This is a genomic window from Lapidilactobacillus salsurivasis (assembly GCF_054785215.1).
Map to the genome: position 1 here is coordinate 11,811 of NZ_BAAABI010000004.1, position 24,196 is coordinate 36,006.

The following is a 24,196-nucleotide window of genomic DNA, read 5'->3' on the forward strand; positions in this document are numbered from 1 at the left end:
CTGCGTCATCCTACTCGGCGCTAAGATCACCTAAGATCTTGGTACCGTGCAATTGACGGACGCCTAATTCAGCGGCGATCCGTTCGGCGTTCTCGTTGGTAATGCCACCACCTGGTAAGATCTCAATGCGGCCAGCCGCCAAGGCGATCGTTTGCGCCAGTTGCGCGAAATGTTGGTCGATCGGGGTGTTCAAAGGCCCACCATGGGTCAAAATCCGACTGACACCGTGATCCACCAGCCAGTCGATCGTGGCTTGTTGGCGCTGCACGGGAATCTCATCGAAGGCCATATGCATCACGACTTGTAAGCCGCCCGCCGCGCCAATCAACATCTCCATCGCTTCCGTATCCAAAGCGCGATCGGCGGTCAAGGCGCCGAAAGTGACCGCGTCCACGCCGACTTGTTGAGCGACGAATAAATCCGATTCCATGATTTTCAGTTCCAGATCATTGTAGACGAAATTGCCGCCACGGGGTCTGATCATCGCCACCAAGGGAATCTCTTGTTCATTCAAATAGCGGGCCGCTTCCGCCATCACCCCGTGACTAACGGTGGTACCGCCAACCGCTAAGTTGTCGTTGAGTTCGATTCGTTGAGCGCCAGCCTGAACCGCCGCGGGAATCTGGGTATAGTTTTCAACACAAACCTCTTTTAACACCATTGATCACTCCTTGTTAGAAACCTAGCATCGCTTTCAGTCCGAAGAACGCGATGACGATCACACCCAGCGCGATCCGGTACCAGCCAAATGCTTGGAAATCGTTCTTCTTGATATAGTTGAGTAAGAAACGAATCGACAGGTAGGCAACGACGAAGGAAACCAAGGTTCCGACCAGCAGCACCAACGATTGTTCACCTGTAAAGGAATTCCCCTTTAGGAAATATTTGCCGATTTTCAGCAAGCTGGCGCCGAACATTGTCGGAATGGCCAGGAAAAAGGAGAATTCGGTGCCGACGAAGCGAGAAGTCCCGATCATCATTGCGCCCAGAATCGTCGCACCGGAGCGTGACGTGCCTGGAATCAAGGCCAGAACCTGGAAGAGACCGATAAATAACGCCGTTTTATAGGGCAGCTGATTCAAATCAGTCAGATCACTTTGGCGATTCTTGTTGCGCCGTTCGATCAAAATGAACAGAACCCCATAGACAATCAAGGTTGTGGCGATCACTGGCCAAGAGGTCAAATGAGCGTCCATCCAGTCGTTCAAAGGTAGACCCACAATGATCGAAGGGAGGACCGCCACCAGGACCTTCAGCCATAACGTCCAAGTCTGCTGTTTCTCGTGGCTGTTTTTCTTCGGTGAGAAGGGGTTGAGTTTATGGAAGTAGAGCAGGATCACTGCCAGGATCGCGCCGAATTGGATCACGACCATGAACATATTGATGAACGCGGTGGATTCCTTCAGTTTGACAAACTCATTGGCCAAGTATAAATGGCCGGTAGAGCTGATTGGTAGAAATTCGGTGATACCTTCAATGATCCCCAGGATGATAGCTTTCAGAATATTCAACAGGGTAACGTCCCTTCAGTTTTTTTAGATATAGTTGCCGTGCTTAACGGGTGGGCAGGAACAAAACGCAGACACTTTCAGGCGTGTTGATGTCTTGTTGGATCTTCGTCAACAGGCCGGTCGCGGTGTTGCGGCGATAAAGGGTCGTATTATCTGTGTTCTGATTGGCGCAAACTAAGAATTCCTCGGTAGGATCTAAGTTGAAGTCCCGAGGGAAATCACCTTCAGAGCTGATCCGCTGGATTAAATTCAAGTCGCGGCCATCAGCGGTCACCGCGAAAACAGTCAGTGAATTGTGCCCGCGATTCGACGCGTAAAGGAATTTGCCATCACGGCTGATCCGAATCGCCGCGCTCCCATTGAAATCGGTATAATCGTCAGGAATCAATGAGTAGGTGGTGATCAAACTAAAGTGACCATCAGGATGGTAAGCCAAAACCTGGACCTTACTGGAAAGCTCGCCCAGCAAGTAAGCAATCTGCCCATTGGGATTGAAAACCAAGTGCCGTGGACCATAGCCCGCCTCGGTTCGATAGCTGGCAACCTTGGCCAAGTCGCCACTAGGACTGACATCATAGGTAACCAATTCGTCGATCCCCAAATCGCAAACGACTAAACGGTGATCGGGCGCCAGATCGGTGAAATGCACATGGGCGCTATCTTGTTCCGGCCGTGGACCACTGCCGACGTGATTGACCACACTAGCCAGCTCCAAGCCACCGTTGGCCAAGATCCGGTAAACTTGGACCTGACCCTTATGGTAATTAGCGCCGTAAACCAGTTGCCGATCTTCGTCAACCGCCACATAAGCTGGCGGTGCGCCGGCCGACGTGACCCGATTGATCAGCCGCGGCGTTCCACCAGAAAGATCATAGGCGCTAAGTCCGCCTTCTTCGCCTTCCTTAGTGACCGTGTACAAAACTTGGTTCTGGCTAAGCGCCAAGTAAGTCGGCTGGCCCACTTTGATAAAAGCCTGCGGTTCGTCGATTACTGCTTGTTCAGTATCCAAGGTGGCCTCGTAAATACCTTGACCAACGCGACGGGTATAACCGCCGAAGAGAATTTTTTCTTTCATGGTGTACCTCCATAATTTATCAATGTTAGTATAGCATAATCTAACAAACAAGCGGGCTTTTCTCGATGGTGAGTTTTTGTGCGTTGTGCGGTAATGACAAGCATGATGCGCTGGTATGACTGGCAAAAGTAGGTTGGCCGTGGCTTGCGCTGCAAAAGTAGGTTGGCCGCGGCTTGCGCTACAAAAGTAGATTGGCCGCAGCTTGCGCTGCGAAATTCGGGGTGAGCTCGCTGTGGGCGCTGTTTTGAGCCAATCCGCAAAGTGCGCGGCTTGTCTCAAAATCAGGCCTTGTCCTAAGCGGCAGAGCCGCCAAGGACAATTTCACGGCGATCTCACCCCGAATTTCTCCGCTCCAGCCGCTCAACGTTTTAGCAGTCGCTTGAGCACTCACGCCAGTTGACAAGCTATGGTCAATTGATGGGGAGCCACGCACTTGACGACCGTGGTTAGTGGTCACAAACTTTAAATTGGTGACACCAGCGCGGTCTGTCTGATGAACTGAGGCAAGTTCTTGATGAAGCAGCCGAATCAGTCGTTTTCCATCCATGAGTTGTTACGGAAACGGGTAGAGATATTCAGCCTATGCAAAATATTCCAACCTTCTAATCCAATCCGTTGGTATTGCGGTACCACCTCCAAAAGTAGGTTGGCCGCGGCTTGCGCTGCGAAATTCGGGGTGAGCTCGCTGTGGGCGCTGTTTTGAGCCAATCCGCAAAGGACGCGGCTTGTCTCAAAATCAGGCCTTGTCCTAAGCGGCAGAGCCGCCAAGGACAATTTCACGGCGATCTCACCCCGAATTTCTCCGCTCCAGCCGCTCAACGTTTTAACAGCCGTTTGAGCACTCACGCCAGTTGGCAAGCTATGGTCAATTGATGGGGAGCCACGTAATTGACGACCGTGGTTAGTGGTCACCAGCCTCAAATTGGTGACACCAGTACAGTCTGTCTGATGAACTAGGACTTGATCTTGATGAATCTCAGCTGAGTCGGTCGGTTTCCACCCGTGGAGTGTTACGGAAACGCATAGAAATGTGTTTGGTTTACGCAAAATGTTCCGAACTTCTAATCTGAATCTGTTGGTGTTGCCGTACCATTAAAAAAGGGCAATTGGTTGACCTCTAGCTTGCAAAAACACTTCGTCAGATACCCAACTTCGATTGCAGATAAGCTCGATTCTGCCTAGCAACCGCCTCAGGACGTGTGGCTCAGCGGTGAGATTATTCTTAGCGATTTATCGCTTAGAATAAGGCTCGATTTGAAGACAATTCCCGCTTTTGGAATTGGCTTCAAACGATGCCCACCGCGTTCCAGCCACGACAAACGTCCTGAGGCGGTTGCGTCACCACCCAACCCTGCGAACCCGCGATCAAGCGGACGATCAAGAATAGGAACCAGTCGTTCCCGATCAATTTCAAACGATGCCCACCACGTTCCAGTCCGCAACAGCAGTCCCAGCCGGTTGCGCTCACGTGCAACACCCACCAAAACCCGCAATCAAGCGCAAGCTCAGAAGCAGAACCGAACGTTCGAAATCAGTTCCCGCTCTTGCCAGTTCCGACATCTGGCCAACTGTGCTAGAATGACAGTAACAACATTTCAAAACGAGGTAGGTTTTTGACATGGATATTGAAGCAAAAGTAACAGCAGTCGGTCCCCAAGCGTTGACCAGCGGGGATCCGATGGTGATTCTGTTTAACGAAACAGCCAGCGCGGCCTTGCGCGAAGTGGCGGTGATTCAAACCTTCACCGATCCGACACAGATGCAACACTTGACCCTGAAAGTCGGCGATCGTTTGACAATCGCTGGGCAGGATTATCCCATCAAGAGCGTGGGAGAATTGGTCGATAATAATCTCCGCTCCATCGGACACGTGACGTTGGTCTTTGACGAAGCGGCGCCTATGGGCTTGCAAAACGCGATTCATTTCGCCAAACAGCCCAAACCGGCTTTCAAAGTGGGCACCACGATCATTTATCACTGTTCATTGGCTTGACGCTAAAGGAGGCCACTAATGGCGGCACAGAAATCTGAGAAAAAGAAACCAGGTTCGTGGTTTTATCAGTGGTTTTTAAATAATAAAGTGACCGTGATCCTGATCAACATCTTGCTTTTCTTAGCGGTGATCTGGATTTTTGCTAGTGTTAGCTGGGTCTTTCAGCCGGTGGGGGATTTCCTGGCGGTGGCGTTACCGCCGATTCTGTTGGCGGGCATTCTCTTCTATTTGATCGAGCCATTGGTTGAGCTAGCGGAGCGCCATCTGAAAATCCCGCGGATCTTGACGATCAGTTTGATTTTTGTGGCGGTTTTCGCGTTGATTGTGTGGGGGATCGTTAATTTGATCCCGATCATTCAAAATCAAACCCAACAGATTTTAGACAATTGGCCGCTATATTGGAAGAATATCGAAAACACCACTCGGAAAATCCTGAATGATTCTGAATTTGCCACGGTGCGTGACCAGATCAATCAGCAGTTGCAAAATATTTCCTCAGAATTTACCAAGCAACTTAATAGTAGTATTTCTGGCTGGTTCAGCAATATTGGTTCCGCGGTGGGCGCAGTTACGAATGTTTTGCTGGTTTTGGGGACGGCGCCATTCATCCTCTTCTTCATGTTGAAAGATGGTCCAAAATTCAAAGGCTATTTGCTGAAGTTCGTTCCAACGAAATTTCGCCACTCTACCGGCGAGCTTCTGACGGCCGTGAACTTATCTTTGAGTAATTATATTCGTGGTCAGCTGACTGTCGCGTTCTGGGTCGGTGTGATGTTTTCGGTGGGCTATGCCATCATTGGTCAGAAATACGCCCTGACTTTAGGTGTCTTAGCGGGTTTTCTGAACTTGATTCCTTATCTGGGCTCATTTTTGGCAATCATTCCCGCGTTGATCATCGCAGCTTTCACGAACACTTTCATGGTCATGAAAGTGCTGATTGTTTTCATGATCGAGCAAACGATCGAAAGCCGGGTCGTTTCCCCGTTGGTCGTGGGTAGCAAAATGGAGATGCATCCTGCCACCACGCTGATTTTGTTACTGGCAGCCGGGAAAATGTTCGGCCTGCTTGGCGTCCTTTTAGGGATTCCAACCTACGCGGTAGTGAAGATCCTGGTTTCACGCCTGTTCGATTGGTTCAAAACGGTGACTGGTCTCTATGATGAAGAAGAGCAATTGGGCTTGGTCGCACCGTCAGATGATCCGACCGCTGGCGGAACGCCGCCAACGGCAGAGCAACCGAAGCAAGAGCAGCATTCACCAAAATCATAACCGTTTTTCGGAAAGATTCACGAATTCTTTTCAGAAAATTCACTTTTTTCAGAAATAGGCTTGCCAATACTGAAAAATGCGTGGTATATTAGGTTCAAGGTCGAAGTCGGGCTTTTATCAAGGGTTTCCTTTGCTAAAAGTGACGGTGATGGTCTTACTAATGTAGCTTCTCGCTGTTGAAAAACCGAGGGGCTACATTTTTTTGTTTTCAGAGCGATCCTGGTTGACCGGTGGGGACTTGCAACCTTGATCCGTTAGCCGCGACCAGTGATTTTCAGTGATCAGTTCTGGATCGGGCCCGCTTTTGTCTCCCTGCCAACTATGTTAGAATAAACGTTGAAACTATTTGCTCGAAGTGGTTAACCACGGGCAAATTTTCTGATCAATGGCGTGGGCGCGAAACGGCGCCAACCTGGCCTGACTTGTTGTTCAGGAGAGGTTAGCACCGTGGACGCTTCCAACTTTAACTGTTTTAGCGGTGGTTTGGTCACGAATCGGTGCTAATCCAGGACACGCCAAAATTATCTATATTGAAGGACTTAGAAAATGACAAATCATATTGCTTTGTACCAACCGTTAATGCCAGCGAACACGGGCAATATCGCTCGGACTTGCGCGGCGACGGATACCGTTTTGCACTTGATCAAACCCCTGGGATTCCAAACTGATGATAAACATTTGAAGCGGGCGGGACTGGACTATTGGGACAAAGTTCGCCTAGTTTATCATGACGATCTGGCCGCGTTTCTGGCTACTGTGCCAGAAATGAAACGTTTGTATTTGATTACTAAATTTTCTGACCGGGTGTACAGCGAACCTGATTTCTCCGATATTTCGCTGGATCATTATTTCTTGTTTGGTAAAGAAACCACCGGTCTGCCAGAGGACTTCATGCGCGAACATCAGCAGAATTGTTTACGGATCCCGATGACTGATAATGTTCGGGCGCTGAATTTGTCGAATACGGCGGCGCTGGTGATTTATGAAGCCTTGCGTCAGCAGCGTTTCACTGGCTTGGAGCTGACCCATCAGTATCCGCATGATAAATTGAAATAGATTTCGTGAAGGCAAGCGCGGGCAGGCGAGTGCAGGTGTTAAGCCGGTCAAGCCGGTCCCTGCTTAGTTTGCCTGACTCAAAGCGCGGGGTATCACGAGTTTAGAAAGCACAGGAGGGAGTTTGGTAGCATGGCGAAACGTAAAGGCAAACGGCGCCAGTCACGGCGTAAGAAAAAATCAAATCTAACCATGAATATCGTGGGGCTGGTCTTCACGCTGTTCGCTGTTTTGGCGATTTTTCGCTGGGGGTTCTTGGGGAATCTGTTTGCTAACACCTTCCGCTTGTTTGTCGGGGACACTTATTTGATCGCGGCAGTGGTCTTTGGGATGACTGGACTATACATGTTGGTTCTGGGACATTTTCCCGACCGAATCCCGGCTCAACGCTTGTGGGGCATGATCTTGGTCTATTTGAGTAACCTGATTTTAAGCGCGACGATTCTGTTTCAGCATAACGCGATCCATGGTCAATTTCTGAAAGTGATCTGGAGTTTACTAGAGGCTGACTTTCGCCGCGGGCGTGTGACCCAATCTGTTGGTGGTGGCTTGCTGGGGACGGCTGCCTATAGCGCGACTTACTTCTTGGCCAGCAATTGGGGAACCATTATTTTCGCAATTATTATGATGATTGCTGGTTTGATGCTGTTCACCAATTTGCCATTCCAAGATCTTGTGCTGGGTTTGCAGAAAATACTAGGTTGGCTTCAACACGCTTTTCAAAAAATGGTTGCGGGTATTCGCGGGTTTCATCAACGGTTCTTTCAATCCGAGTCTGATCATGTGACAGCATCTAGTGCCAGTGAACCAAAACAATCCAGTTCGACGCCAGCGGCCACTGCGGCAGCGGATCAAACTGCGGCACCGACCCCACCACTGGACAAAAGTCAGGCGTCGGTGGATGCCATGATGGCGACGCCCTTTACGACCAGCAGCGCGGCGACCAATGACACCGCCGCGCCGGATCCAACATCGACGTTGGCGACGGACCCGGGCCCAGCGACTGATGACACCGATTTGCCGCGCCCGCACGATGGCTTTGATGTTCATTTTACGCCGACCGGTGGGGTGGTGGAACACGCGGCGACGGCGGCCTCCGCGGTTGCGCCAACTAGCGCGATCAAGCCGACCAAGCCGGTCAGTGTACCAGAACCGGAGCCGCAACCTGATTATGATCATTATCAGTTACCGACGACTTCGCTGCTCAGCGTGATTCCCCCGACGGATCAGTCTGGTGAATTAGCGTTGATCCAGAAAAATCGGACCACGTTGGATCAGACTTTTCGCAGTTTTGGGGTGGATGTTCAGATCATTCACGCTGATCTGGGGCCGACGGTGACGAAATATGAAGTCAAACCCGGTTTAGGCGTCAAGGTCAATAAAATCGTCAATTTAGCTGACGATTTGGCCTTAGCCTTGGCCGCCAAGGATATTCGGATCGAGGCGCCGATCCCGGGGAAACCTTATGTTGGGATCGAAGTGCCAAATCGCACGATTGCCACCGTCTCTTTCCGCGAAGTGATCGAAAAGCAGCAACGCCGACCGGAAAAGGTTTTGGAGGTGCCCCTAGGCAAATCCGTCACGGGCGAAATTGTTAGCGCGGATCTGACCAAGATGCCCCATTTGCTGATCGCCGGGTCCACGGGATCAGGGAAATCGGTGATGATCAACGTCATCATTACCAGTATTTTAATGCACGCTCGGCCAGATCAAGTCAAATTGATGCTGATCGATCCGAAGATGGTGGAACTCTCGATCTATAATGACATTCCCCATTTGCTGTTGCCGGTTGTGACCGAACCGAAAAAGGCGGCCAACGCGTTGAACAAGGCGGTCAGCGAGATGGAAGACCGTTACCAACGTTTTGAAGCCGCTGGTGTCCGCGACATCAAGGAATACAATACCAAGGTTCACCAGAATAACAGTGATAAGGCCAATCCAGTCATGACAGAAATGCCTTATTTAGTAATCGTGATCGATGAATTGGCGGATTTGATGATGGTCGCTGGCAATGAGGTCGAAACTTCGATCGTGCGGTTGGCCCAGAAAGCCAGGGCGGCCGGCGTGCATCTGATCATCGCCACTCAGCGCCCATCCGTGGATGTGATCACGGGCTTGATCAAGGCCAATATTCCTTCACGGATGGCCTTCGCAGTGTCCAGTGGGATCGACTCACGGACGATTTTGGACATGAACGGCGCCGAGAAGTTATTAGGACGTGGTGATATGATGTACGCGCCCTTGGGCCTATCGAAACCCGTTCGTGTGCAAGGCGCCTTCATTTCCAGTCAAGATGTGGAAACGATCAGTGATTTCGTCAAAAATCAGCAAGACGCTGAGTATGATGAAGAGTTGATCGCCCACGTCAATGATGTGAGCGATGATCACCAACAGAATGAACACGACGAGCACTTCGCTGAGGCGGTGGCCTATGTGATCCAAGAAGATAAGGCCAGCACTTCCATGGTGCAGCGGCGGTTTCGGATCGGTTACAATCGGGCGGCATTGATCGTGGAAGACATGGAGCAAATGGGTGTCGTCGGTCCATCCGAAGGTAGTAAGGGACGCAAAGTGATTTGGACCATGGCCAATTACCAGCAGTTTATGGCCGCTGAGGGTCCGGCTGATGGCTCGACTTACTTGTCTTAAGTTGTTTTTGCAGTGAGTTTTTGAATCGAGTCTTTGTATTCGACTTTTTGCAGTCAGTCAGCGCATTCATTTTTTATATTTGGCTCTCGTATCGTGTCTTGGCATCAAGTCTTTCCATTTAGTTTTTTGCCGGGCGTTATTTATATTGAGCCCTGGAATATCGGGCCCTAGAACCAAGGTTTAGAACCCGTGCCTAGGCGTGGCGACGTTGGTGGCGCCAGTTAATCGCCTCAAGCTCATTTTCAAAAAAAGTATCAGCGAATTCGGCCGTTGCGGCGACCCCGTTGTTATGGCGGTGGTCGCTTGATTAAATTAAGATCGAGGTTGTTGTGTGATATTTTCTCTTAAACCTGGGGTCCAATTGACTTGGACCACTACAACTAAATTTCAAACCAATGCGATCGAATGCCATTTCCTGCAGGGCATCGATCAGGCTAATTTCGGTGAGCTTAATTTGTTGAGCCGAATTTTAAGCAGTGGGTGTCAACGTTATCCCCATAGTGAGGAGCTCAGCGCGGCTTTGGCGGCTGGGTACGGCGCGGATCTGCAGATCAGTAATCGACCATTGGGGCAGTGGCATGACTTGATGTTTCGGCTGACCTTTGTGGAACCGCAAGCTGGTGGTGGCAATTGGCAAACTTGCTTGGCGCTGTTGCATGAGGTGATTTTCAAATCCCTCTTGAATACAGACCAAGCGGCGACCGCTTTTCAAGTCGAGAAAAGAGCGCTGATCAGTGAATTGCGTGATCTGCAAACGGATAATGGCTTCCAGGCCTTTTGCCAAACGAAAGCGGCTTTCTTTGTTGAGCCTACGTTTGCCAGCCAATTACAGTCGCCGTCGGTAGGGACACTGGCGGAGGTGGCAGCGGTGGATCTGGCGCGGATGCGTCAGTTGTATCGGGAAATTTTGGCGCAATGGCCGGTGCGGATCATGGGGCTATCGGCGTTGACTTTGCCTGAGGTGCAAGCGCAGTTGACGGCGGCTTTACCGTTTAGCGCCCGGAAGACTACGGCGGTGACCTTGCCGTTAGTTGTGCCGCAACAAGTTCGACCATTGCAACGCCGCGAATTACCGATTGCCGGGGCGCAGAGTCGGTTGTGCCTCGCATACATGGCGCCAACGCCATTAGTGCAGCAGCAACGGGACAACCTGCTGGTCCTGGGCCAAGTATTGGGTGGCAGTGAGCAGTCACTGTTATTTCAACAGGTGCGAGAAGAGCAGGGGCTAGTCTATGACATTAGCGCTTATTTCGATTTCACCTTAGGCTGGCTGCTGGTGGATGCTGGGGTGGCCGGTTCGCAATTGGACCAGGTGGCAAGCTTGGTCAGCGCCGCGCTCCAACAAGTGGCGGCTGGGGCAACGCCGGCGACCTTAGTTGGCTTGGTCCAAGATAATCTGATCCAGCGCCGTCGTCTGGTGGGGGATTCCCCGCAACGGCTGCTCAACCGGCAATTGAATCGCGTACTTCAGCCCCAATCATTGCGTTCCGACGCGGATTTTGCGGCGGCCTTACGCGCGATCACACCGGCGACTTTGGCGGCCAGTGTGGGTCAACTGAATTTACAAGTGGTGACCAAATTGATTGGCCAAGGAGAGGAGGAAGGCGATGAAAACGATGCAACTGAGTAATGGCTTGATGATCGATTTGATTGATAAGCCCGGCTATCTCAGTCAATTTGGCTTGGTGATGGTTGATTTCGGGGCGATCGATCGCCAAGCGGTCTGGCAGCAGCAACAATGGCAGTTTCCCGCCGGCACCGCGCACTTTCTTGAACACCAGCTGTTTAATAAAGCAAGTGGTGACATCAGTGAACGTTTCGCCGTCAATCAAGCGGAAACCAATGCTTTCACCACGCCTTCCAAGACCGCTTACTATTTTGCTGGCGCCGGGCAACTGGCCGAGAATTTAGACCTGCTAGGCGAATTGGTGGCGCAACCCTACTTCACCGCGGCCAACGTTGAGAAAGAGCGCGGCATTATCACGCAAGAACTGAATATGTATCGGGATCAGCCTGATTGGGCCTTGGTGATGGGCATCATGGCCCGACTTTACCCGCAGGAACCGATCGCGGAAGACGTTGGTGGCACGCCTGCCGCTTTAGCTCAGATCACGCCGGAATTGTTGTTGGCTGCCCACCACTGCTTCTATCAACCACAACGGATGCGTGTCAGTGTGGTTGCTGATCTCAGTCGGGTGGACTTGCCCCATTATTTCGCGGCGGCCTCAGTTTGGCAAAACCTGGGCCAGCTGCCCGCCCCAGCGCTGCGGGCGCCGAAGTTGGCTCCGTTGGCACGGGAGCAGGTGCCCACGGATAGTGTCGATGGTCCCACCAAAATTGCCCTAGGCTTTCGTGGTCAGCCATTGACTTCAAGTTTAGCGGCCATGACATTGCAAGTTGCCCTGGAGTTGGTTTTGACCACTTTATTCGGTGAAACGGCGAAACAATGGCGGCAATGGCGCGACGCCGGATTGGTGGATGACAGTTTCCAGTTCACGACTACGGTTGAACGGGCCTTCAATTACGTTTTATTGACCACTAACACCCCGCGACCGGCGGAATGCTTGGCGACGTTGCGGCAAGCGATCTTAACACCAGCAACCGTTGATGTGGCTGCTTTTGAGTTGGCGCGCAAGGAAATGCTTGGTAATGTGATGTTCAGTCAAGATAATTTGGAAAATCTCGGGGTCGAGGCCGCAGAATTAGGCTTTTACCACTGGGATTCCTGGGCCTTACGTGAGTATTTACAGACGGTCACGGTGGAACAAGCTTGGCAACAGGTGCGTCAATTCTTTGCGACCAGCAAAATGGCGGATTATCAAGTTATTGGAGATGACCAGGACTGATGGCAGACACAGCATATAAAGGGCGGGCCGTTGTTTTCGGCGCCTCGGGGAATATTGGCGGGGCGATTTGTCGCCAGTTGGCCGCCGCGGGTTGGTCCGTGACCATGCAGGCCTTTAAACACCAGGACGTGGTGCTGGGATTGATCAAGGAATTGAGCCGCGCTTACCCGCAACAGGATTTTCAGAGTTTTATCTGCGATCTGACCCGACCTGTGGCGCCTGATTTTTGGCAAACCCGGGGGGATTTCCAGGCCTTGGTGTTTGCGCAAGGGACGACGGATTATCAACTCTTTAGTAGCTTGTCCCGTGACCAGATCCAACGGATGTTCCAATTGCACTTATTGACACCGATGCAATTGATCCAACAGGCAGAGGCGAAACTTCTCCAACAGGAGCATGGTCGGATTGTCTTTGTGGGGTCGATCTATGGCGGGGTCGGTAGCGCGATGGAAGTGAGTTATAGTACCGTCAAGGGCGCTCAGTCTAGTTTCGCCAACGCTTACGCTCGGGAAGTGGCCGGCAGTGGGCTGACCGTCAATGTGGTGGCCCCTGGCGCAGTAGCCACGGCGATGAATGCCGATTTTTCTGACCAGGAGTTGGCCGATCTGCGGCAGGAGATTCCGCTGGGACGTTTAGCACAACCGGAAGAAATTGCGCTATGGGTCACCAATTTGGTGGCGCCGCAAGCGGATTATTTAACGGGGCAAACGCTGTACGTTGATGGCGGTTGGTTAAGGTGAAATATTAAGGAATCTTAATAGGTCTAATATTGAGAGTATGATATAATAATAACGATAATAGCTGGTGGTGAAGAAAGCGATGGACGAAGTAGGAAAGAAGTTAAAGAGTGCCCGGATCGAAAAGGGGTACACTTTAGATGATCTGCAACAGATCACCAAAATCCAAAAGCGATATTTGATTGCGATCGAGGACGGTAATTTTGATCAATTGCCGGGTGATTTTTATGTGCGTGCTTTCATTAAACAGTACGCCGAAACGGTCGGTCTGGACAGTCATGAGTTGCTAGATGAATTCAGTGACACGATCCCAGAAACCCAACCGCAAGACTACGTTGAAAATTCGATCGAGAACAAAAAGCGGACATTACACGATGAAACCAATTCGTTTGGCTATTGGTTACGTAATAATCTGGGCAAAATCATCATTGGTGTGGTGATCGTGATCGTGGTCGCCAGCTTGTATTTCTTTGCGGTTCGCGCGGCCAATCAACGCAAGACCCAGATCCCAGATGAGAGTTCTGCCTTGACCTCATCGACCAAGAGTAAGCAAAGTAGCAAAAAAGCCAGTTCAGAGAGTGCTGCCAAGTCTAGCTCCAAAGCGAAGGAATCGAGTCGCTCCAGTGAGAGCTCTGCCAAGAAAGACGAATTGAAAGTCACCGAAAACGGAACCAACGCCTTTACCGTTACCGGCTTGGAGACAACTGCGGATAACAAGCTGACTTTAGGTGCGTCTGGAAGTTCGGCTTGGGTCCAAGTCACGTTCCCCAGTGACACCAGTAGTAATTGGCAAAGTGTGTTGACCGACGGCGGGACCCATGAGCTGACGATTCCAGCTGGAACCACAACGTTCACATTGCAAAGTGGGAACACACCTTCAACGACTTTAAAAATCAATGATACAACCGTTTCGTTACCAACGGGTACTTCGGTTGTTCAGACCTTTACCTTTACGGTGCAGGCGACAAGTGATGATTCAAGTTCCAGTAGCGTTACTGAATAATAGTTGGGGTGGTTTTGTGGCATGAATTTACCAAATAAGTTAACTGTTTTTCGGATTATTTTGATTCCGGTATTCATTATTTTACTCGTTTTTAATTGGCCATGGGGACAAGTTAGTTTAGTTGGTTCGGTGATTCCGTTGCAGCAGTTTATCGCGGCCATTGTTTTCATTGTGGCGTCATTGACGGACTTGTTGGATGGTAAGATTGCCCGCAAGCACCATTTGGTCACTAACTTCGGTAAGTTCGCCGATCCGTTGGCGGATAAAATGCTGGTGATGACCGCGTTCATTTTCCTGGTTTCTTTGGGCAAAGTCCCGGCCTGGGTGGCAGCAATCATTATTTGTCGCGAACTGGCGGTGACCGGCCTGCGTTTGCTGATCGTGGAGCAAGATGGCCAAGTGATGGCTGCAGCGATGCCTGGCAAGATCAAAACAACTACTCAGATGTTGTCGATTGTTTTCTTACTCTTGAATGATATTTTCTTTGCGGGGATCCATTTTCCGATTGGCACGGTGCTCCTGTATATCTGCCTGTTTTTCACGATTTATTCAGGGGTCGATTACTTCGTCCAAAATCGCAATGTGTTTCAAGATACCAATGACTAATTAATAATGACTGAAAACGACAGGCTGTGGCAGATGCGCACCCTGTTCGTTTTTTTATTTCAAGATTTTTCGGGAAAATAGGTTGAGTTGGCGTACTTTAGGAGGTAGCAGCTTGAAAGCAGAAATCATTGCAGTTGGCACCGAAATTTTATTGGGTGAAATCGTGAATACGAATGCGCAGACAGTGGCTCAATTACTGGCTCGCCTGGGCATTACCGCCCAATATCAAACGGTAGTTGGCGATAACCCGCAGCGATTGACAGAGGTGATCACCACCGCTGAACAACGCAGTCAGGTGATTTTTTTGATTGGCGGTTTGGGGCCGACGCCGGATGATTTGACCAAGCAAACGCTAGCAACACATTTGCAGATCAAGTTGGCTCAGGATCCCCAGGCCGTGGCGAAGTTGGTGGCGTGGCATCAGCAGAAGCAGCAGCCAATGCCGGCAAATAACTTGGCCCAGGCCGAATATTTAGCTGGGGGTGAGCCTTTGACCAACGAAATTGGGTTGGCGGTGGGCAGTTACCTGAAGACGGAAGCTCATGCCTATTTTATTTTGCCAGGACCGCCACGGGAATTTGGTCCGATGTTGCGCCAACAGGTTCAGCCGCGATTAAGTCAGCTTCTAGGGCGTCAACAAGTGATCGTTTCGGAAATGGCGCGTTTCTTCGGGATTGGTGAATCGCTAATGGCCGAGCAACTTCAAGATTTGATCGCGACACAAACAAATCCCACCCTTGCGACCTATTTGAAACATTTTGAGGTTGGGGTGCGGATCACCGCTGCTGCAGAGAGCCAGGTTGCGGCCGAAGCACTGATCGCTCCGGTGTTGCAAGAGGTTAAACGCCGCCTCGCGCCATATTACGTTGGCCTAGGGGAGGAGCGGACACTGCCGGAGGAGGTCTTGACCCTGTTGCGGCGTCGACAAGCAACGGTCACCGCGGCCGAAAGCTTGACCGGTGGTGCCTTTCAAGCTCTATTAACCGGATTGGCGGGTGCCTCTAATGTGTTCCCCGGTGGTTGGGTGACTTATGCCAATCAGGTAAAGGCACAATTGCTGGGAATTGATCCGCAGCTGATCGCAACGGCGGGTGTTGTTAGTGCCCCGGTGGCGCAAGCGATGGCCGAACAAGCTCGACAATTGCTGGATACCGATTTCGCGTTGGGGTTCACCGGCGTGGCTGGACCGGATTCGTTGGAGGGTCAGCCGGTCGGGACGACCTTCATTGGGTTGGCCGAACGTGATCGACCCACGCAAGTGATCGAGTGTCATTTCGCCGGTGTCCGGAATGAGATTCGACAGCGCGCTGCGTTGAGTGGGTTCAAGTTACTTTATGATCGGTTACAACAGTGAATTAGAACATTTGTTCGCATTTTTCTTGATTTTTGACACGATTATCTGTAAAATTGTAGTTGTGACTAAGCGGATGCTTAGAAGGAGGACATATGGCTAAAGACGAGCGACAGGCGGCCCTAGATGCCGCACTTAAGAAAATTGAAAAGAACTTCGGTAAAGGCGCCATCATGCGGATGGGGGACAAGGTTGACACGCAGATCCAAACCGTATCGACTGGTTCGCTGGCTTTAGACCATGCGCTTGGTGTTGGCGGGTATCCCCGTGGCCGGATCGTGGAAATTTACGGACCAGAAAGTTCCGGTAAAACCACTGTCGCCCTTCATGCGGTGGCAGAAGTACAGAAGCAGGGTGGCACGGCGGCCTATATTGACGCGGAAAACGCGATGGATCCTGCTTATGCAACGGCGCTGGGTGTCAACATCGACGAATTGCTACTTTCGCAGCCGGATACCGGTGAGCAGGGGTTGGAAATTGCGGATGCCTTGGTAACCAGTGGCGCTGTGGATATTGTTGTGGTTGACTCGGTCGCTGCGCTAGTACCTCGAGCCGAAATCGAAGGCGAGATGGGCGATGCTCACGTTGGTCTGCAAGCACGTTTGATGTCGCAGGCCTTGCGGAAGTTGTCAGGCTCAATCAACAAAACGAAAACAATTGCCTTATTTATCAATCAAATCCGGGAAAAAGTCGGAATTATGTTTGGTAATCCAGAAACCACTCCTGGTGGCCGGGCGCTTAAGTTCTATGCGACGATCCGCTTAGAGGTTCGTCGAGCAGAGCAGATCAAGAACGGGACCGACATCATTGGGAACCGGACCAAGATCAAGGTTGTTAAGAACAAAGTTGCGCCGCCATTTAAAGTGGCTGAAGTCGATATCATGTACGGTCAAGGGATCTCGCGGAATGGCGAATTACTGGATATGGCGGCCGACAAGGATATTATCAAGAAGAGCGGCTCTTGGTATTCTTACCACGATGAGCGCATTGGTCAAGGACGGGAAAATGCTAAGCAATACTTGACCGATCATCCCGAGATGGAGACCGAAGTCCGCCATCTGGTCCGGGTCAGCTACGATATGGACCAAGATAGTGCCGCCGGTGAAACTGATTCGGTTGATGAAACAGTTTTGCCAATTGATAAAGAATAGGCGTTACGACGCTATAACGGTCGGCTGCGAGAATCAAGTCAACGCTGGATCCCTCAACGATTCAATTGACTCACCAGGGGTTTTCGCTAGACGCGTTCTGTGTCAGCACAAGTAGATTCATGCGTTATAACGGCGTTCCATCGATGGCTCGCTGGCTTGAAACCAGTTGTTAAACGATTGTTTAGTTGGTGTGATCATTCAAATGATCACGCCTTTTTTGTTGCAGGCCGTTGTTCTCAGGCGTCTAGGAATCACGATTACCGCTGAGAAACTTGGCTACCAATTGTTAAAATAAATGAGTAAAGCCAGCAGCTTCGATTGACACACTATCCGCTAACGTCTAGAATAGAAAGTGTGTAATCAATCTAAAATTTAACATCTTTAAAAATTACGTTTAGTATTTTTTGATGATGCGGAGGTGGATAGTATGGATAAAATGGGTCCTAGCCTACCGGTAATCCTCGTAATCGCATTCATCATGTTGGCACTTGGTGTTATTGTTGGCTATTTGATTCGTAAGGGAACTTACGAGGAGCAATTAAAGGAAGCTCAGGGAACAGCTGAGGATATTTTAGCCAGGGCCAAAAAAGAAGCAGAGACTGCAAAAAAAGCAGCATTGGTGGAAGCACGGGATGAGAGTCATCGTTATCGTGCTGAAATCGAAAATGAATTGAAGCAACGACGCAACGAAGTTCAACGTTCAGAAAATCGCGTGGTTCAGCGGGAAGAGACGCTGGATCGGAAAGATGATGCGCTAGATAAGAAAGAAGCCAATCTTGATGATCATGAGGCTCGCTTGAATAATCGGCAGGCTAAAATCGAGCAACAAGAGGTCAAAGCGCAAAGTTTAGTGGATGAACAAGCAACCGAGTTAGAACGGATCGCCGCCCTCACGAAGACTGATGCACGTCATGAGATTCTTGATGAATTGAATGGCCAGTTGGTTCATGAACGTGCGGTTCAAATCCGAGAAAGCGAAGCCGATGCAAGACGCGAAGCAGACAAGAAGGCGAAGAGCCTAGTTGTTGATGCGATCCAACGCAGTGCGGCTGATTTAGTCACGGAGAATACTGTGACGGTTGTCAACCTCCCTAACGATGAAATGAAAGGGCGTATTATTGGGCGTGAAGGCCGAAATATCCGAACTTTGGAGACTTTGACCGGGATCGATCTGATTATTGATGATACCCCAGAGACTGTCGTTTTAAGTGGTTTTGACCCCATCAGACGGGAAATTGCCCGTTTGGCATTGGAGAAGTTGATTCAAGATGGGCGGATTCATCCGGCGCGCATTGAAGAAATGGTGGAGAAGGCTCGCAAAGAAATGGATGAGCGCATCCGCGATTTAGGTGAACAGGCTATTTTTGAGCTGGGCATTCATTCGATGCATCCGGATCTGATCAAGATCGTTGGTCGGCTTCATTTCCGGACCAGTTATGGTCAAAATGTGTTAAACCACTCCATCGAAGTGGCGAAATTATCTGGAGTTCTTGCTTCTGAACTTGGTGAAGACGTAAATTTAGCGAAACGCGCAGGATTATTACACGATATTGGTAAGGCAATCGACCATGAAGTCGAAGGATCTCATGTTGAGATCGGCGTCGAATTAACGACGAAGTATCATGAACCAGAAGTGGTGATCAATACCATCGCTTCGCACCACGGAGACGTAGAACCAACCTCAGCGATCGCGGTTTTGGTCGCGGCGGCAGATGCCATTTCAGCTGCTCGTCCTGGGGCCCGTTCAGAATCATTGGAGAATTACATTCATCGCTTGGAGAAGTTGGAGAATATTACCAAGACCTTCCCCGGTGTGGATCACAGTTTTGCGATCCAGGCTGGTCGTGAAGTGCGGGTAGTCGTGAAGCCAACCGAGATTTCTGATGATCAATCCGTGATTCTAGCACGGAACATCCGTAATAAAATTGAAAATGAATTAGAATATCCTGGTCATATCAAAGTGACCGTGATTCGCGAAACGAGAACCATTGAATATGCAAAATAGCCGGTTACCGGCTATTTTTTTGTTGCTGTTTTTTCTTGACTGAAATTTAATCGAAATAAAATGTTAAACTAGCGGTAACCGTTGTATAATAGTTGTTACTGAGTGAGAAAGCGAGCTTATCAATGCTTAGGATTATTGTTAAACTTTTTCTAACTATGATCATTGCGGCGGTGATCACACCGTTTGTTCGGCGGATCGCGTTTGTCTTAGGGGCGGTGGATAATCCCAACGCGCGACGGGTCAATAAAAAACCAATGCCAACAATGGGCGGCTTGGCGATTTTTATTGCCTTTAATTTTGCTGTCTTCGTGTTGTTGCGCCAGCAATTCCCGACCCACGAGCTTCTCGGGATCACGATGGGTGAGTGTGTGATCGTGTTGACCGGGATGATCGACGATATTGATGAATTATCACCGAAGAAGAAAATGTTAGGCATTATTATTGCTGGTATCGTTGTTTATTTTGTTGGTGGCGTGCGGATGGATCTGGTCTCCTTACCGTTGATCGGCACGTTCCATCTGGGTTGGGCCAGCTTCCCGATCACGATTTTCTGGATCATGGCGATCACCAACGCCGTTAACTTGATCGACGGGTTGGATGGCTTGGCGACAGGCGTCTCGATCATTGCGCTGTTTACCATGGGGGTGATGGCGTATTTCTTCCTATCCGTTGCCAACACCTATGTGGCCATCATGATTTTCGCGTTGGTTGCTGCTTTGATCGGCTTCTTGCCCCACAATTTCCACCCGGCGAAGATTTTCCTTGGGGATACCGGGGCGCTTTTTATCGGTTTTATGATCGCGGTCTTGTCGCTTAAGGGTTTGAAAAATGTCACCTTCATTACGTTGGTGATTCCCGTGATTATTCTCGGCGTGCCGATCACCGATACTGTTTACGCGATGTTGCGCCGATTATTAAATAAGCGGCCGATTTCGGAAGCCGATAAACACCATTTGCATCACCGTTTGATGCAGTTAGGCCTGTCGCATCGCCAAACAGTTCTGGTTATCTACGGCTTAGCCTTGATTTTCTCCTTTATCGCGTTACTTTATCCATTGTCGTCCTTGTGGGGCAATATTTTATTGACGATCGCGGTTTTGGTGGGGCTGGAACTATTCGTGGAAGTGATCGGGCTTGTCGGCGAGAATCGCCAGCCATTATTGCGCGCGATCAGGCGCCTCGTTAAAAAGATGGAACGGCATTCTGATACCCCGGAGAACTAGGTCTGGGGTAATGTCTTCGGGTCGCGGCCGGCGCAGTCTGCTTTGCGCGATGACAACTAGGGACATGATGTTTCTAATTAATCTAAAAACCCTCAAGCCAAACTTAGCGGCTGAGGGGTAAAATAAATTTTTGACCCAAGAGAAAAACGTAGCCCGTGGCGGCTACGTTATTTTTTTGCAGTGAGCGGGACTTCGCGAAACGAGGTTTGTAACTGTTCAACTTGAACTTGCCCCCGGAGCCAATCTTCGATCTGCGCCATTTGGGCAGTGGCAGTTTGCTGGTCCAGCCAGATCGTCAGGCTGACTTGATCGGTATAATCACTGGCGGCCACCGTGATCTGGGCGCGCTGTAATTGATTCTGTAAATAATCCAAGTCACTATAAGCAAAAGTCAACCGATAGGCCGTTTGCTCGATCCCTTGGACCAAACCAGCGGCGTTGATCGCGGCGGTGGTCGCTTGGCCATAAGCGCGGATCAAGCCGCCAGCGCCAAGTTTGATCCCGCCAAAATAGCGGGTCACAACACAGAGAAGGTTATTTAAATTTTCCTGTTGGAGGACATTAAGAATCGGCGAGCCGGCCGTGCCGCTTGGTTCCCCATCATCACTAAGGCGCTGGATCTCATTAGCGAAGCCTAATTGATAGGCGAAACAATTATGGGTGGCCTTATGTTGTGCTTGGCGAACTTCAGCCAATTGGTCTTGGGCTTGGGCCTCGCTTTCGACTCGAAAAACTTGCCCAATAAAGCGCGATTTCTTGATCAGAAGCTCGGCTTGCGCGTTTTGCGCGATCGTGCGATAAGTTTCGATGAGAATCAGTTCCTTTGCGTAATTAGTTATGGTGATGACAATGATGAAAGTGTGTGAGCAGAGTGAAGCAGAAGCCGCCTTGATCCAGCAGTGGGGCTGGCTACTTGCCGGTCGGCAATTATTACTGGGGACACTGCCTCAGGAATTGCAGGTGGCGCTTAAGGAGCTGGGCACCAGCGGCCAACAAATTCAGTTGGTTCCCGGAGCTTTTGCCCAAGGATCACGGTGGTATTGTCAGCGGTGTGGTAGTCGCTTGCGAGCCGATCAACGGTTACCAAGTGGTCAACTTTATTGTACCGCTTGTTTGGCGTTGGGTCGAGTTTGCCAAAATAGTCAATTGGTCCGCTTTCCCAGCGCGAACCATTTTTCTGTGCAGACGCCGGTGTTAACTTGGACGGGGGAATTAACGCCGCAGCAAGAAAAGCTGACCCGGTCTTTGCTGGCTGGTTATCAACAAGGGGCGTCGGTCCAACTGTTGTGGGCGGTGACGGGTGCAGGTAAGACGGAGATCACATTTAAGCTGATCGCGGCCTATTTGGCCCGGGGAGCGCGGGTAGGCTTCGTCTCGCCGCGTGTTGATGTTTGTAATGAGATTTATCCCCGATTGCAGCAGGCGTTCGCCCAGACCAAGATCGGCCTTCATCATGGTCAAGCGAAGCCAGTGCCGCAAGCGGAACAGTTAGTGGTCGCCACGATCCATCAATTGATCCGCTATTATCAAGCCTTTGATTTGTTGATCGTGGATGAGGTCGACGCCTTTCCCTATGTCGGCGATCCCATGTTGGAGCGGGTGATGCGGCAGGCCGTCCAACCCACGGGTCAGCGGCTTTATTTGAGCGCGACGCCGCCGGCCACCATGCGGCGCGCGGCGCGTCGTGGACAACTGCCCCTACATTACTTGGCCCGCCGCTTTCACGGACGCCCTTTAGTCCAGCCCCGGGTCGTTTTCGGGCAAGTCTTTCAACAAGATCAGTGGACCGGGCGTCTGCGCCGACTGTTAGCGCCTTGGCTGGGGCGTCAGCGTCGCTTATTGATTTTCGTGCCCCAGGCCGCTAGTTTACCCCGCTATTTGGCCGCCTTACAACAGGCGTTCCCCAGTGTTCAAGCGCAAACGGTCCACGCCCAAGATCCCCTGCGCTTGGAAAAAGTCGCTGACTTTCGCGGCGGTTCGGGGCAAGTCTTGTTGACGACGACGATTTTGGAGCGGGGCGTGACTTTGCCCCATGTGGATGTGCTGGTTTTGGCGGCGGATCATCCTAACTTCAATGTTGCAAGTTTGGTTCAAATTGCCGGTCGGGTCGGGCGGGCACCCACGAATCAAGGAGATCAGGTGGTCTTCTATTGTCAATATGAGAGTTGGGCGATCAGTCAGGCGTGCCATCAAATCAAACAACTGAATCGTCGTGGCGGCTTCTGATGGTCGTTTGTTTGTTGTGCGGTCAGTCGTTCACGCCGCGCTATTCGTTGAAGCAATTGTTGGTGGATCGTCATTGGTATTTGGACCGACTTTGTCCCCTTTGCTTGCGCGGATTTCAGCCCCTTGACCGACGCCACGCCTGCCCCCAGTGCGGTCGCCTGTCAGAACAGGGGCAACGCTGTTATGATTGTCAACGCTGGGCTTTGACGGCTGAGCTCCTGACTAACCGGGCTTTGTTTACTTACAACGAGGCGATGCAGGCCTATTTTCAACAGTATAAAGGGGTAGGGGATTATCGGTTGCGGTTGGTTTTCGCCGGGCATTTGCAGGCGGTGTTCACGGCGTTGCCCCGCCGGACGCTGATCATCCCGATCCCCACCAGTCCCAGTCACTGGACCCAACGCCAATTCGATCCGGTTCTAGGACTGATCGAATCGGTCTCCCGGCCGGACCGACGTTTAGCCAGTCAAGAACAATTGCAGCATCAGGCTCAGCTGACGCGGCAGGAGCGTTTGGTGAGCCCACAACACTTTTATTGTCCGCAGCCTTGCCCTAGCGCCGACCAACAACGTCCAGTCTTATTAGTCGATGACATCTATACCACTGGGCGCACTTTGCGTCATGGACAGGCGGCCTTACGCCAGGCTGGTTATCAGGGAGAAATCACTTCATTAACAGTGGCGCGGTGAAGGGCTTCTGTTTCTTTTTTATGATTTTTACAGTCTTTTCATTGTTAAATGGTAAGCGCTTCGATATAATAAAGGTGAGCCAATCATTATCATTGGCTACTGATGTAACTTGAAAGGAGCGAACGACTATGTTATCGTTCAATGTTCGTGGTGAAAATATCGAGGTTACCGAGGCAATTCGGAGTTACGTGGAGAAACGATTAAGCAAGTTAGATAAATATTTTGAAGAGCCTGCTGATTCAATTGCCCATGTTAACCTAAAAGTTTACACAGATAAGACCGCAAAAGTCGAAGTGACGATCCCACTTCCTTACTTGGTTTTGCGGGCTGAAGAAACATCTCCTGACATGTATGCCAGTGTCGATCTGGTCACAGATAAGCTTGAACGGCAGATTCGCAAGTACAAGACAAAAATCAATCGCAAGAGCCGGGAAAAGGGAATCAAGAACTTTGAGTTGACTGGTCCCGCTAATGGCGCGATCGATGTTCCTGAACAAGCACCCAAGGCTAAAGATGAGATGGTTGTCGTTCGCACCAAGCGGTTAGCGTTGAAACCAATGGATTCAGAAGAAGCTATTTTACAAATGAATATGCTTGGCCATAATTTCTTTATTTTTGAAGATGCTGAAACCAATGGCACTAGTATTGTTTATCGTCGTCGCGATGGTCGTTTCGGTTTGATCGAAACCGACGAATAGCGAGTGAACAATTGAGTAGAGTTGATTGAAATGGTCGCGCGGTTGCGCGGCCATTTTCTAATGGTGTCTGTTTGTGTCGTTGGGGGGATGGTTGACGCCGCTGGGATCAGT

At 50.5% G+C, this 24,196-nt stretch carries 23 protein-coding genes; 16 read left to right on the forward strand and 7 right to left on the reverse strand.

Annotated features, from left to right (window positions below; all coding sequences use genetic code 11):
- Window positions 1–10: 10 nt before the first annotated feature.
- From ACYVSB_RS05905 to ACYVSB_RS05930, 6 genes are all read right to left on the reverse strand, one after another.
- Complete coding sequence (locus ACYVSB_RS05905) at window positions 11–661, reverse strand: copper homeostasis protein CutC (protein ID WP_125600819.1); 651 nt, start codon at window positions 659–661, stop codon at window positions 11–13.
- A 13-nt stretch (window positions 662–674) separates the two neighbouring features.
- A complete protein-coding gene (locus ACYVSB_RS05910; RefSeq protein ID WP_191987502.1) occupies window positions 675–1,514 on the reverse strand; it encodes an undecaprenyl-diphosphate phosphatase in 840 nt (279 codons plus the stop codon).
- A gap of 40 nt (window positions 1,515–1,554) precedes the next feature.
- Complete coding sequence (locus ACYVSB_RS05915; RefSeq protein WP_461218747.1) at window positions 1,555–2,586, reverse strand: lactonase family protein; 1,032 nt, start codon at window positions 2,584–2,586, stop codon at window positions 1,555–1,557.
- A 178-nt stretch (window positions 2,587–2,764) separates the two neighbouring features.
- The gene (locus tag ACYVSB_RS05920; protein ID WP_379861681.1) at window positions 2,765–3,133 is read right to left on the reverse strand and encodes a hypothetical protein; all 369 of its coding nucleotides are present in this window, start codon (window positions 3,131–3,133) and stop codon (window positions 2,765–2,767) included.
- Window positions 3,115–3,633 (reverse strand): hypothetical protein, encoded by a 519-nt coding sequence (locus ACYVSB_RS05925; protein WP_461218748.1) that lies wholly within the window; start codon window positions 3,631–3,633, stop codon window positions 3,115–3,117. The genes ACYVSB_RS05920 and ACYVSB_RS05925 overlap by 19 nt, the downstream gene beginning before the upstream one ends.
- A 143-nt stretch (window positions 3,634–3,776) precedes the next feature.
- Window positions 3,777–4,067 (reverse strand): hypothetical protein, encoded by a 291-nt coding sequence (locus ACYVSB_RS05930; protein ID WP_461218749.1) that lies wholly within the window; start codon window positions 4,065–4,067, stop codon window positions 3,777–3,779.
- 137 nt (window positions 4,068–4,204) lie between these two features.
- On the opposite strand from ACYVSB_RS05930, the gene ACYVSB_RS05935 reads away from it, so the two are divergent.
- From ACYVSB_RS05935 to ACYVSB_RS05995, 13 genes are all read left to right on the forward strand, one after another.
- A complete protein-coding gene (locus ACYVSB_RS05935; protein WP_125600804.1) occupies window positions 4,205–4,579 on the forward strand; it encodes a PTS glucitol/sorbitol transporter subunit IIA in 375 nt (124 codons plus the stop codon).
- 18 nt (window positions 4,580–4,597) lie between these two features.
- A complete protein-coding gene (locus tag ACYVSB_RS05940) occupies window positions 4,598–5,848 on the forward strand; it encodes an AI-2E family transporter (protein WP_125600801.1) in 1,251 nt (416 codons plus the stop codon).
- Between the two features lie 546 nt (window positions 5,849–6,394).
- Complete coding sequence (trmL, locus tag ACYVSB_RS05945) at window positions 6,395–6,904, forward strand: tRNA (uridine(34)/cytosine(34)/5-carboxymethylaminomethyluridine(34)-2'-O)-methyltransferase TrmL (RefSeq protein ID WP_125600798.1); 510 nt, start codon at window positions 6,395–6,397, stop codon at window positions 6,902–6,904.
- A gap of 129 nt (window positions 6,905–7,033) precedes the next feature.
- Entirely contained in the window at window positions 7,034–9,550 is a 2,517-nt protein-coding gene (locus ACYVSB_RS05950) for a DNA translocase FtsK (RefSeq protein ID WP_461218750.1), read from the forward strand.
- Window positions 9,551–9,881: 331 nt separating this feature from the next.
- A complete protein-coding gene (locus ACYVSB_RS05955) occupies window positions 9,882–11,180 on the forward strand; it encodes a M16 family metallopeptidase (RefSeq protein WP_461218751.1) in 1,299 nt (432 codons plus the stop codon).
- A complete protein-coding gene (gene yfmH / locus ACYVSB_RS05960; RefSeq protein WP_125600789.1) occupies window positions 11,158–12,396 on the forward strand; it encodes an EF-P 5-aminopentanol modification-associated protein YfmH in 1,239 nt (412 codons plus the stop codon). The genes ACYVSB_RS05955 and yfmH overlap by 23 nt, the downstream gene beginning before the upstream one ends.
- Window positions 12,396–13,136 (forward strand): elongation factor P 5-aminopentanone reductase, encoded by a 741-nt coding sequence (gene ymfI, locus ACYVSB_RS05965; protein ID WP_125600787.1) that lies wholly within the window; start codon window positions 12,396–12,398, stop codon window positions 13,134–13,136. The genes yfmH and ymfI overlap by 1 nt, the downstream gene beginning before the upstream one ends.
- A gap of 79 nt (window positions 13,137–13,215) precedes the next feature.
- Complete coding sequence (locus ACYVSB_RS05970) at window positions 13,216–14,136, forward strand: helix-turn-helix domain-containing protein (RefSeq protein ID WP_125600784.1); 921 nt, start codon at window positions 13,216–13,218, stop codon at window positions 14,134–14,136.
- Window positions 14,137–14,157: 21 nt separating this feature from the next.
- On the forward strand, window positions 14,158–14,742 hold the full coding sequence (gene pgsA / locus ACYVSB_RS05975; protein ID WP_125600781.1) for a CDP-diacylglycerol--glycerol-3-phosphate 3-phosphatidyltransferase: 585 nt from the start codon (window positions 14,158–14,160) through the stop codon (window positions 14,740–14,742).
- 112 nt (window positions 14,743–14,854) lie between these two features.
- Window positions 14,855–16,096 (forward strand): competence/damage-inducible protein A, encoded by a 1,242-nt coding sequence (locus ACYVSB_RS05980; RefSeq protein ID WP_461218752.1) that lies wholly within the window; start codon window positions 14,855–14,857, stop codon window positions 16,094–16,096.
- A 92-nt stretch (window positions 16,097–16,188) separates the two neighbouring features.
- Window positions 16,189–17,244, forward strand: a complete 1,056-nt coding sequence (gene recA, locus ACYVSB_RS05985) for a recombinase RecA (RefSeq protein WP_125600775.1) — start codon at window positions 16,189–16,191, stop codon at window positions 17,242–17,244.
- Window positions 17,245–17,680: 436 nt separating this feature from the next.
- A complete protein-coding gene (gene rny / locus ACYVSB_RS05990) occupies window positions 17,681–19,249 on the forward strand; it encodes a ribonuclease Y (RefSeq protein ID WP_125600860.1) in 1,569 nt (522 codons plus the stop codon).
- A 122-nt stretch (window positions 19,250–19,371) separates the two neighbouring features.
- Complete coding sequence (locus ACYVSB_RS05995; RefSeq protein WP_461218753.1) at window positions 19,372–20,472, forward strand: glycosyltransferase family 4 protein; 1,101 nt, start codon at window positions 19,372–19,374, stop codon at window positions 20,470–20,472.
- 167 nt (window positions 20,473–20,639) lie between these two features.
- On the opposite strand, the gene ACYVSB_RS06000 is transcribed toward ACYVSB_RS05995, so the two are convergent.
- A complete protein-coding gene (locus tag ACYVSB_RS06000; RefSeq protein ID WP_461218910.1) occupies window positions 20,640–21,326 on the reverse strand; it encodes a YigZ family protein in 687 nt (228 codons plus the stop codon).
- Between ACYVSB_RS06000 and ACYVSB_RS06005 the strand changes: the two genes are divergently transcribed.
- From ACYVSB_RS06005 to hpf, 3 genes are all read left to right on the forward strand, one after another.
- The gene (locus tag ACYVSB_RS06005; RefSeq protein WP_461218754.1) at window positions 21,325–22,698 is read left to right on the forward strand and encodes a DEAD/DEAH box helicase family protein; all 1,374 of its coding nucleotides are present in this window, start codon (window positions 21,325–21,327) and stop codon (window positions 22,696–22,698) included. The two genes, ACYVSB_RS06000 and ACYVSB_RS06005, sit on opposite strands and share 2 nt — an antisense overlap.
- On the forward strand, window positions 22,698–23,387 hold the full coding sequence (locus ACYVSB_RS06010) for a hypothetical protein (protein WP_461218755.1): 690 nt from the start codon (window positions 22,698–22,700) through the stop codon (window positions 23,385–23,387). The genes ACYVSB_RS06005 and ACYVSB_RS06010 overlap by 1 nt, the downstream gene beginning before the upstream one ends.
- 128 nt (window positions 23,388–23,515) lie before the next feature.
- Window positions 23,516–24,085, forward strand: a complete 570-nt coding sequence (hpf, locus tag ACYVSB_RS06015; RefSeq protein WP_461218756.1) for a ribosome hibernation-promoting factor, HPF/YfiA family — start codon at window positions 23,516–23,518, stop codon at window positions 24,083–24,085.
- The last annotated feature ends 111 nt before the right edge of the window (window positions 24,086–24,196 follow it).

Excerpts from the sequence above, each read along its gene's own strand:
- ACYVSB_RS05915 (WP_461218747.1), bottom strand. The coding sequence starts at position 2,586 with ATGAAAGAAAAAATTCTCTTCGGCGGTTATACCCGTCGCGTTGGTCAA.
- ACYVSB_RS05970 (WP_125600784.1), top strand. The coding sequence starts at position 13,216 with ATGGACGAAGTAGGAAAGAAGTTAAAGAGTGCCCGGATCGAAAAGGGG.
- rny (WP_125600860.1), top strand. The coding sequence starts at position 17,681 with ATGGGTCCTAGCCTACCGGTAATCCTCGTAATCGCATTCATCATGTTG.
- ACYVSB_RS05920 (WP_379861681.1), bottom strand. The coding sequence starts at position 3,133 with ATGGATGGAAAACGACTGATTCGGCTGCTTCATCAAGAACTTGCCTCA.
- ACYVSB_RS05995 (WP_461218753.1), top strand. The coding sequence starts at position 19,372 with ATGCTTAGGATTATTGTTAAACTTTTTCTAACTATGATCATTGCGGCG.
- yfmH (WP_125600789.1), top strand. The coding sequence starts at position 11,158 with ATGAAAACGATGCAACTGAGTAATGGCTTGATGATCGATTTGATTGAT.
- ACYVSB_RS05935 (WP_125600804.1), top strand. The coding sequence starts at position 4,205 with ATGGATATTGAAGCAAAAGTAACAGCAGTCGGTCCCCAAGCGTTGACC.
- ymfI (WP_125600787.1), top strand. The coding sequence starts at position 12,396 with ATGGCAGACACAGCATATAAAGGGCGGGCCGTTGTTTTCGGCGCCTCG.
- ACYVSB_RS06010 (WP_461218755.1), top strand. The coding sequence starts at position 22,698 with ATGGTCGTTTGTTTGTTGTGCGGTCAGTCGTTCACGCCGCGCTATTCG.
- ACYVSB_RS05905 (WP_125600819.1), bottom strand. The coding sequence starts at position 661 with ATGGTGTTAAAAGAGGTTTGTGTTGAAAACTATACCCAGATTCCCGCG.
- ACYVSB_RS05950 (WP_461218750.1), top strand. The coding sequence starts at position 7,034 with ATGGCGAAACGTAAAGGCAAACGGCGCCAGTCACGGCGTAAGAAAAAA.
- pgsA (WP_125600781.1), top strand. The coding sequence starts at position 14,158 with ATGAATTTACCAAATAAGTTAACTGTTTTTCGGATTATTTTGATTCCG.
- trmL (WP_125600798.1), top strand. The coding sequence starts at position 6,395 with ATGACAAATCATATTGCTTTGTACCAACCGTTAATGCCAGCGAACACG.
- hpf (WP_461218756.1), top strand. The coding sequence starts at position 23,516 with ATGTTATCGTTCAATGTTCGTGGTGAAAATATCGAGGTTACCGAGGCA.
- ACYVSB_RS05940 (WP_125600801.1), top strand. The coding sequence starts at position 4,598 with ATGGCGGCACAGAAATCTGAGAAAAAGAAACCAGGTTCGTGGTTTTAT.
- ACYVSB_RS06005 (WP_461218754.1), top strand. The coding sequence starts at position 21,325 with ATGAAAGTGTGTGAGCAGAGTGAAGCAGAAGCCGCCTTGATCCAGCAG.
- recA (WP_125600775.1), top strand. The coding sequence starts at position 16,189 with ATGGCTAAAGACGAGCGACAGGCGGCCCTAGATGCCGCACTTAAGAAA.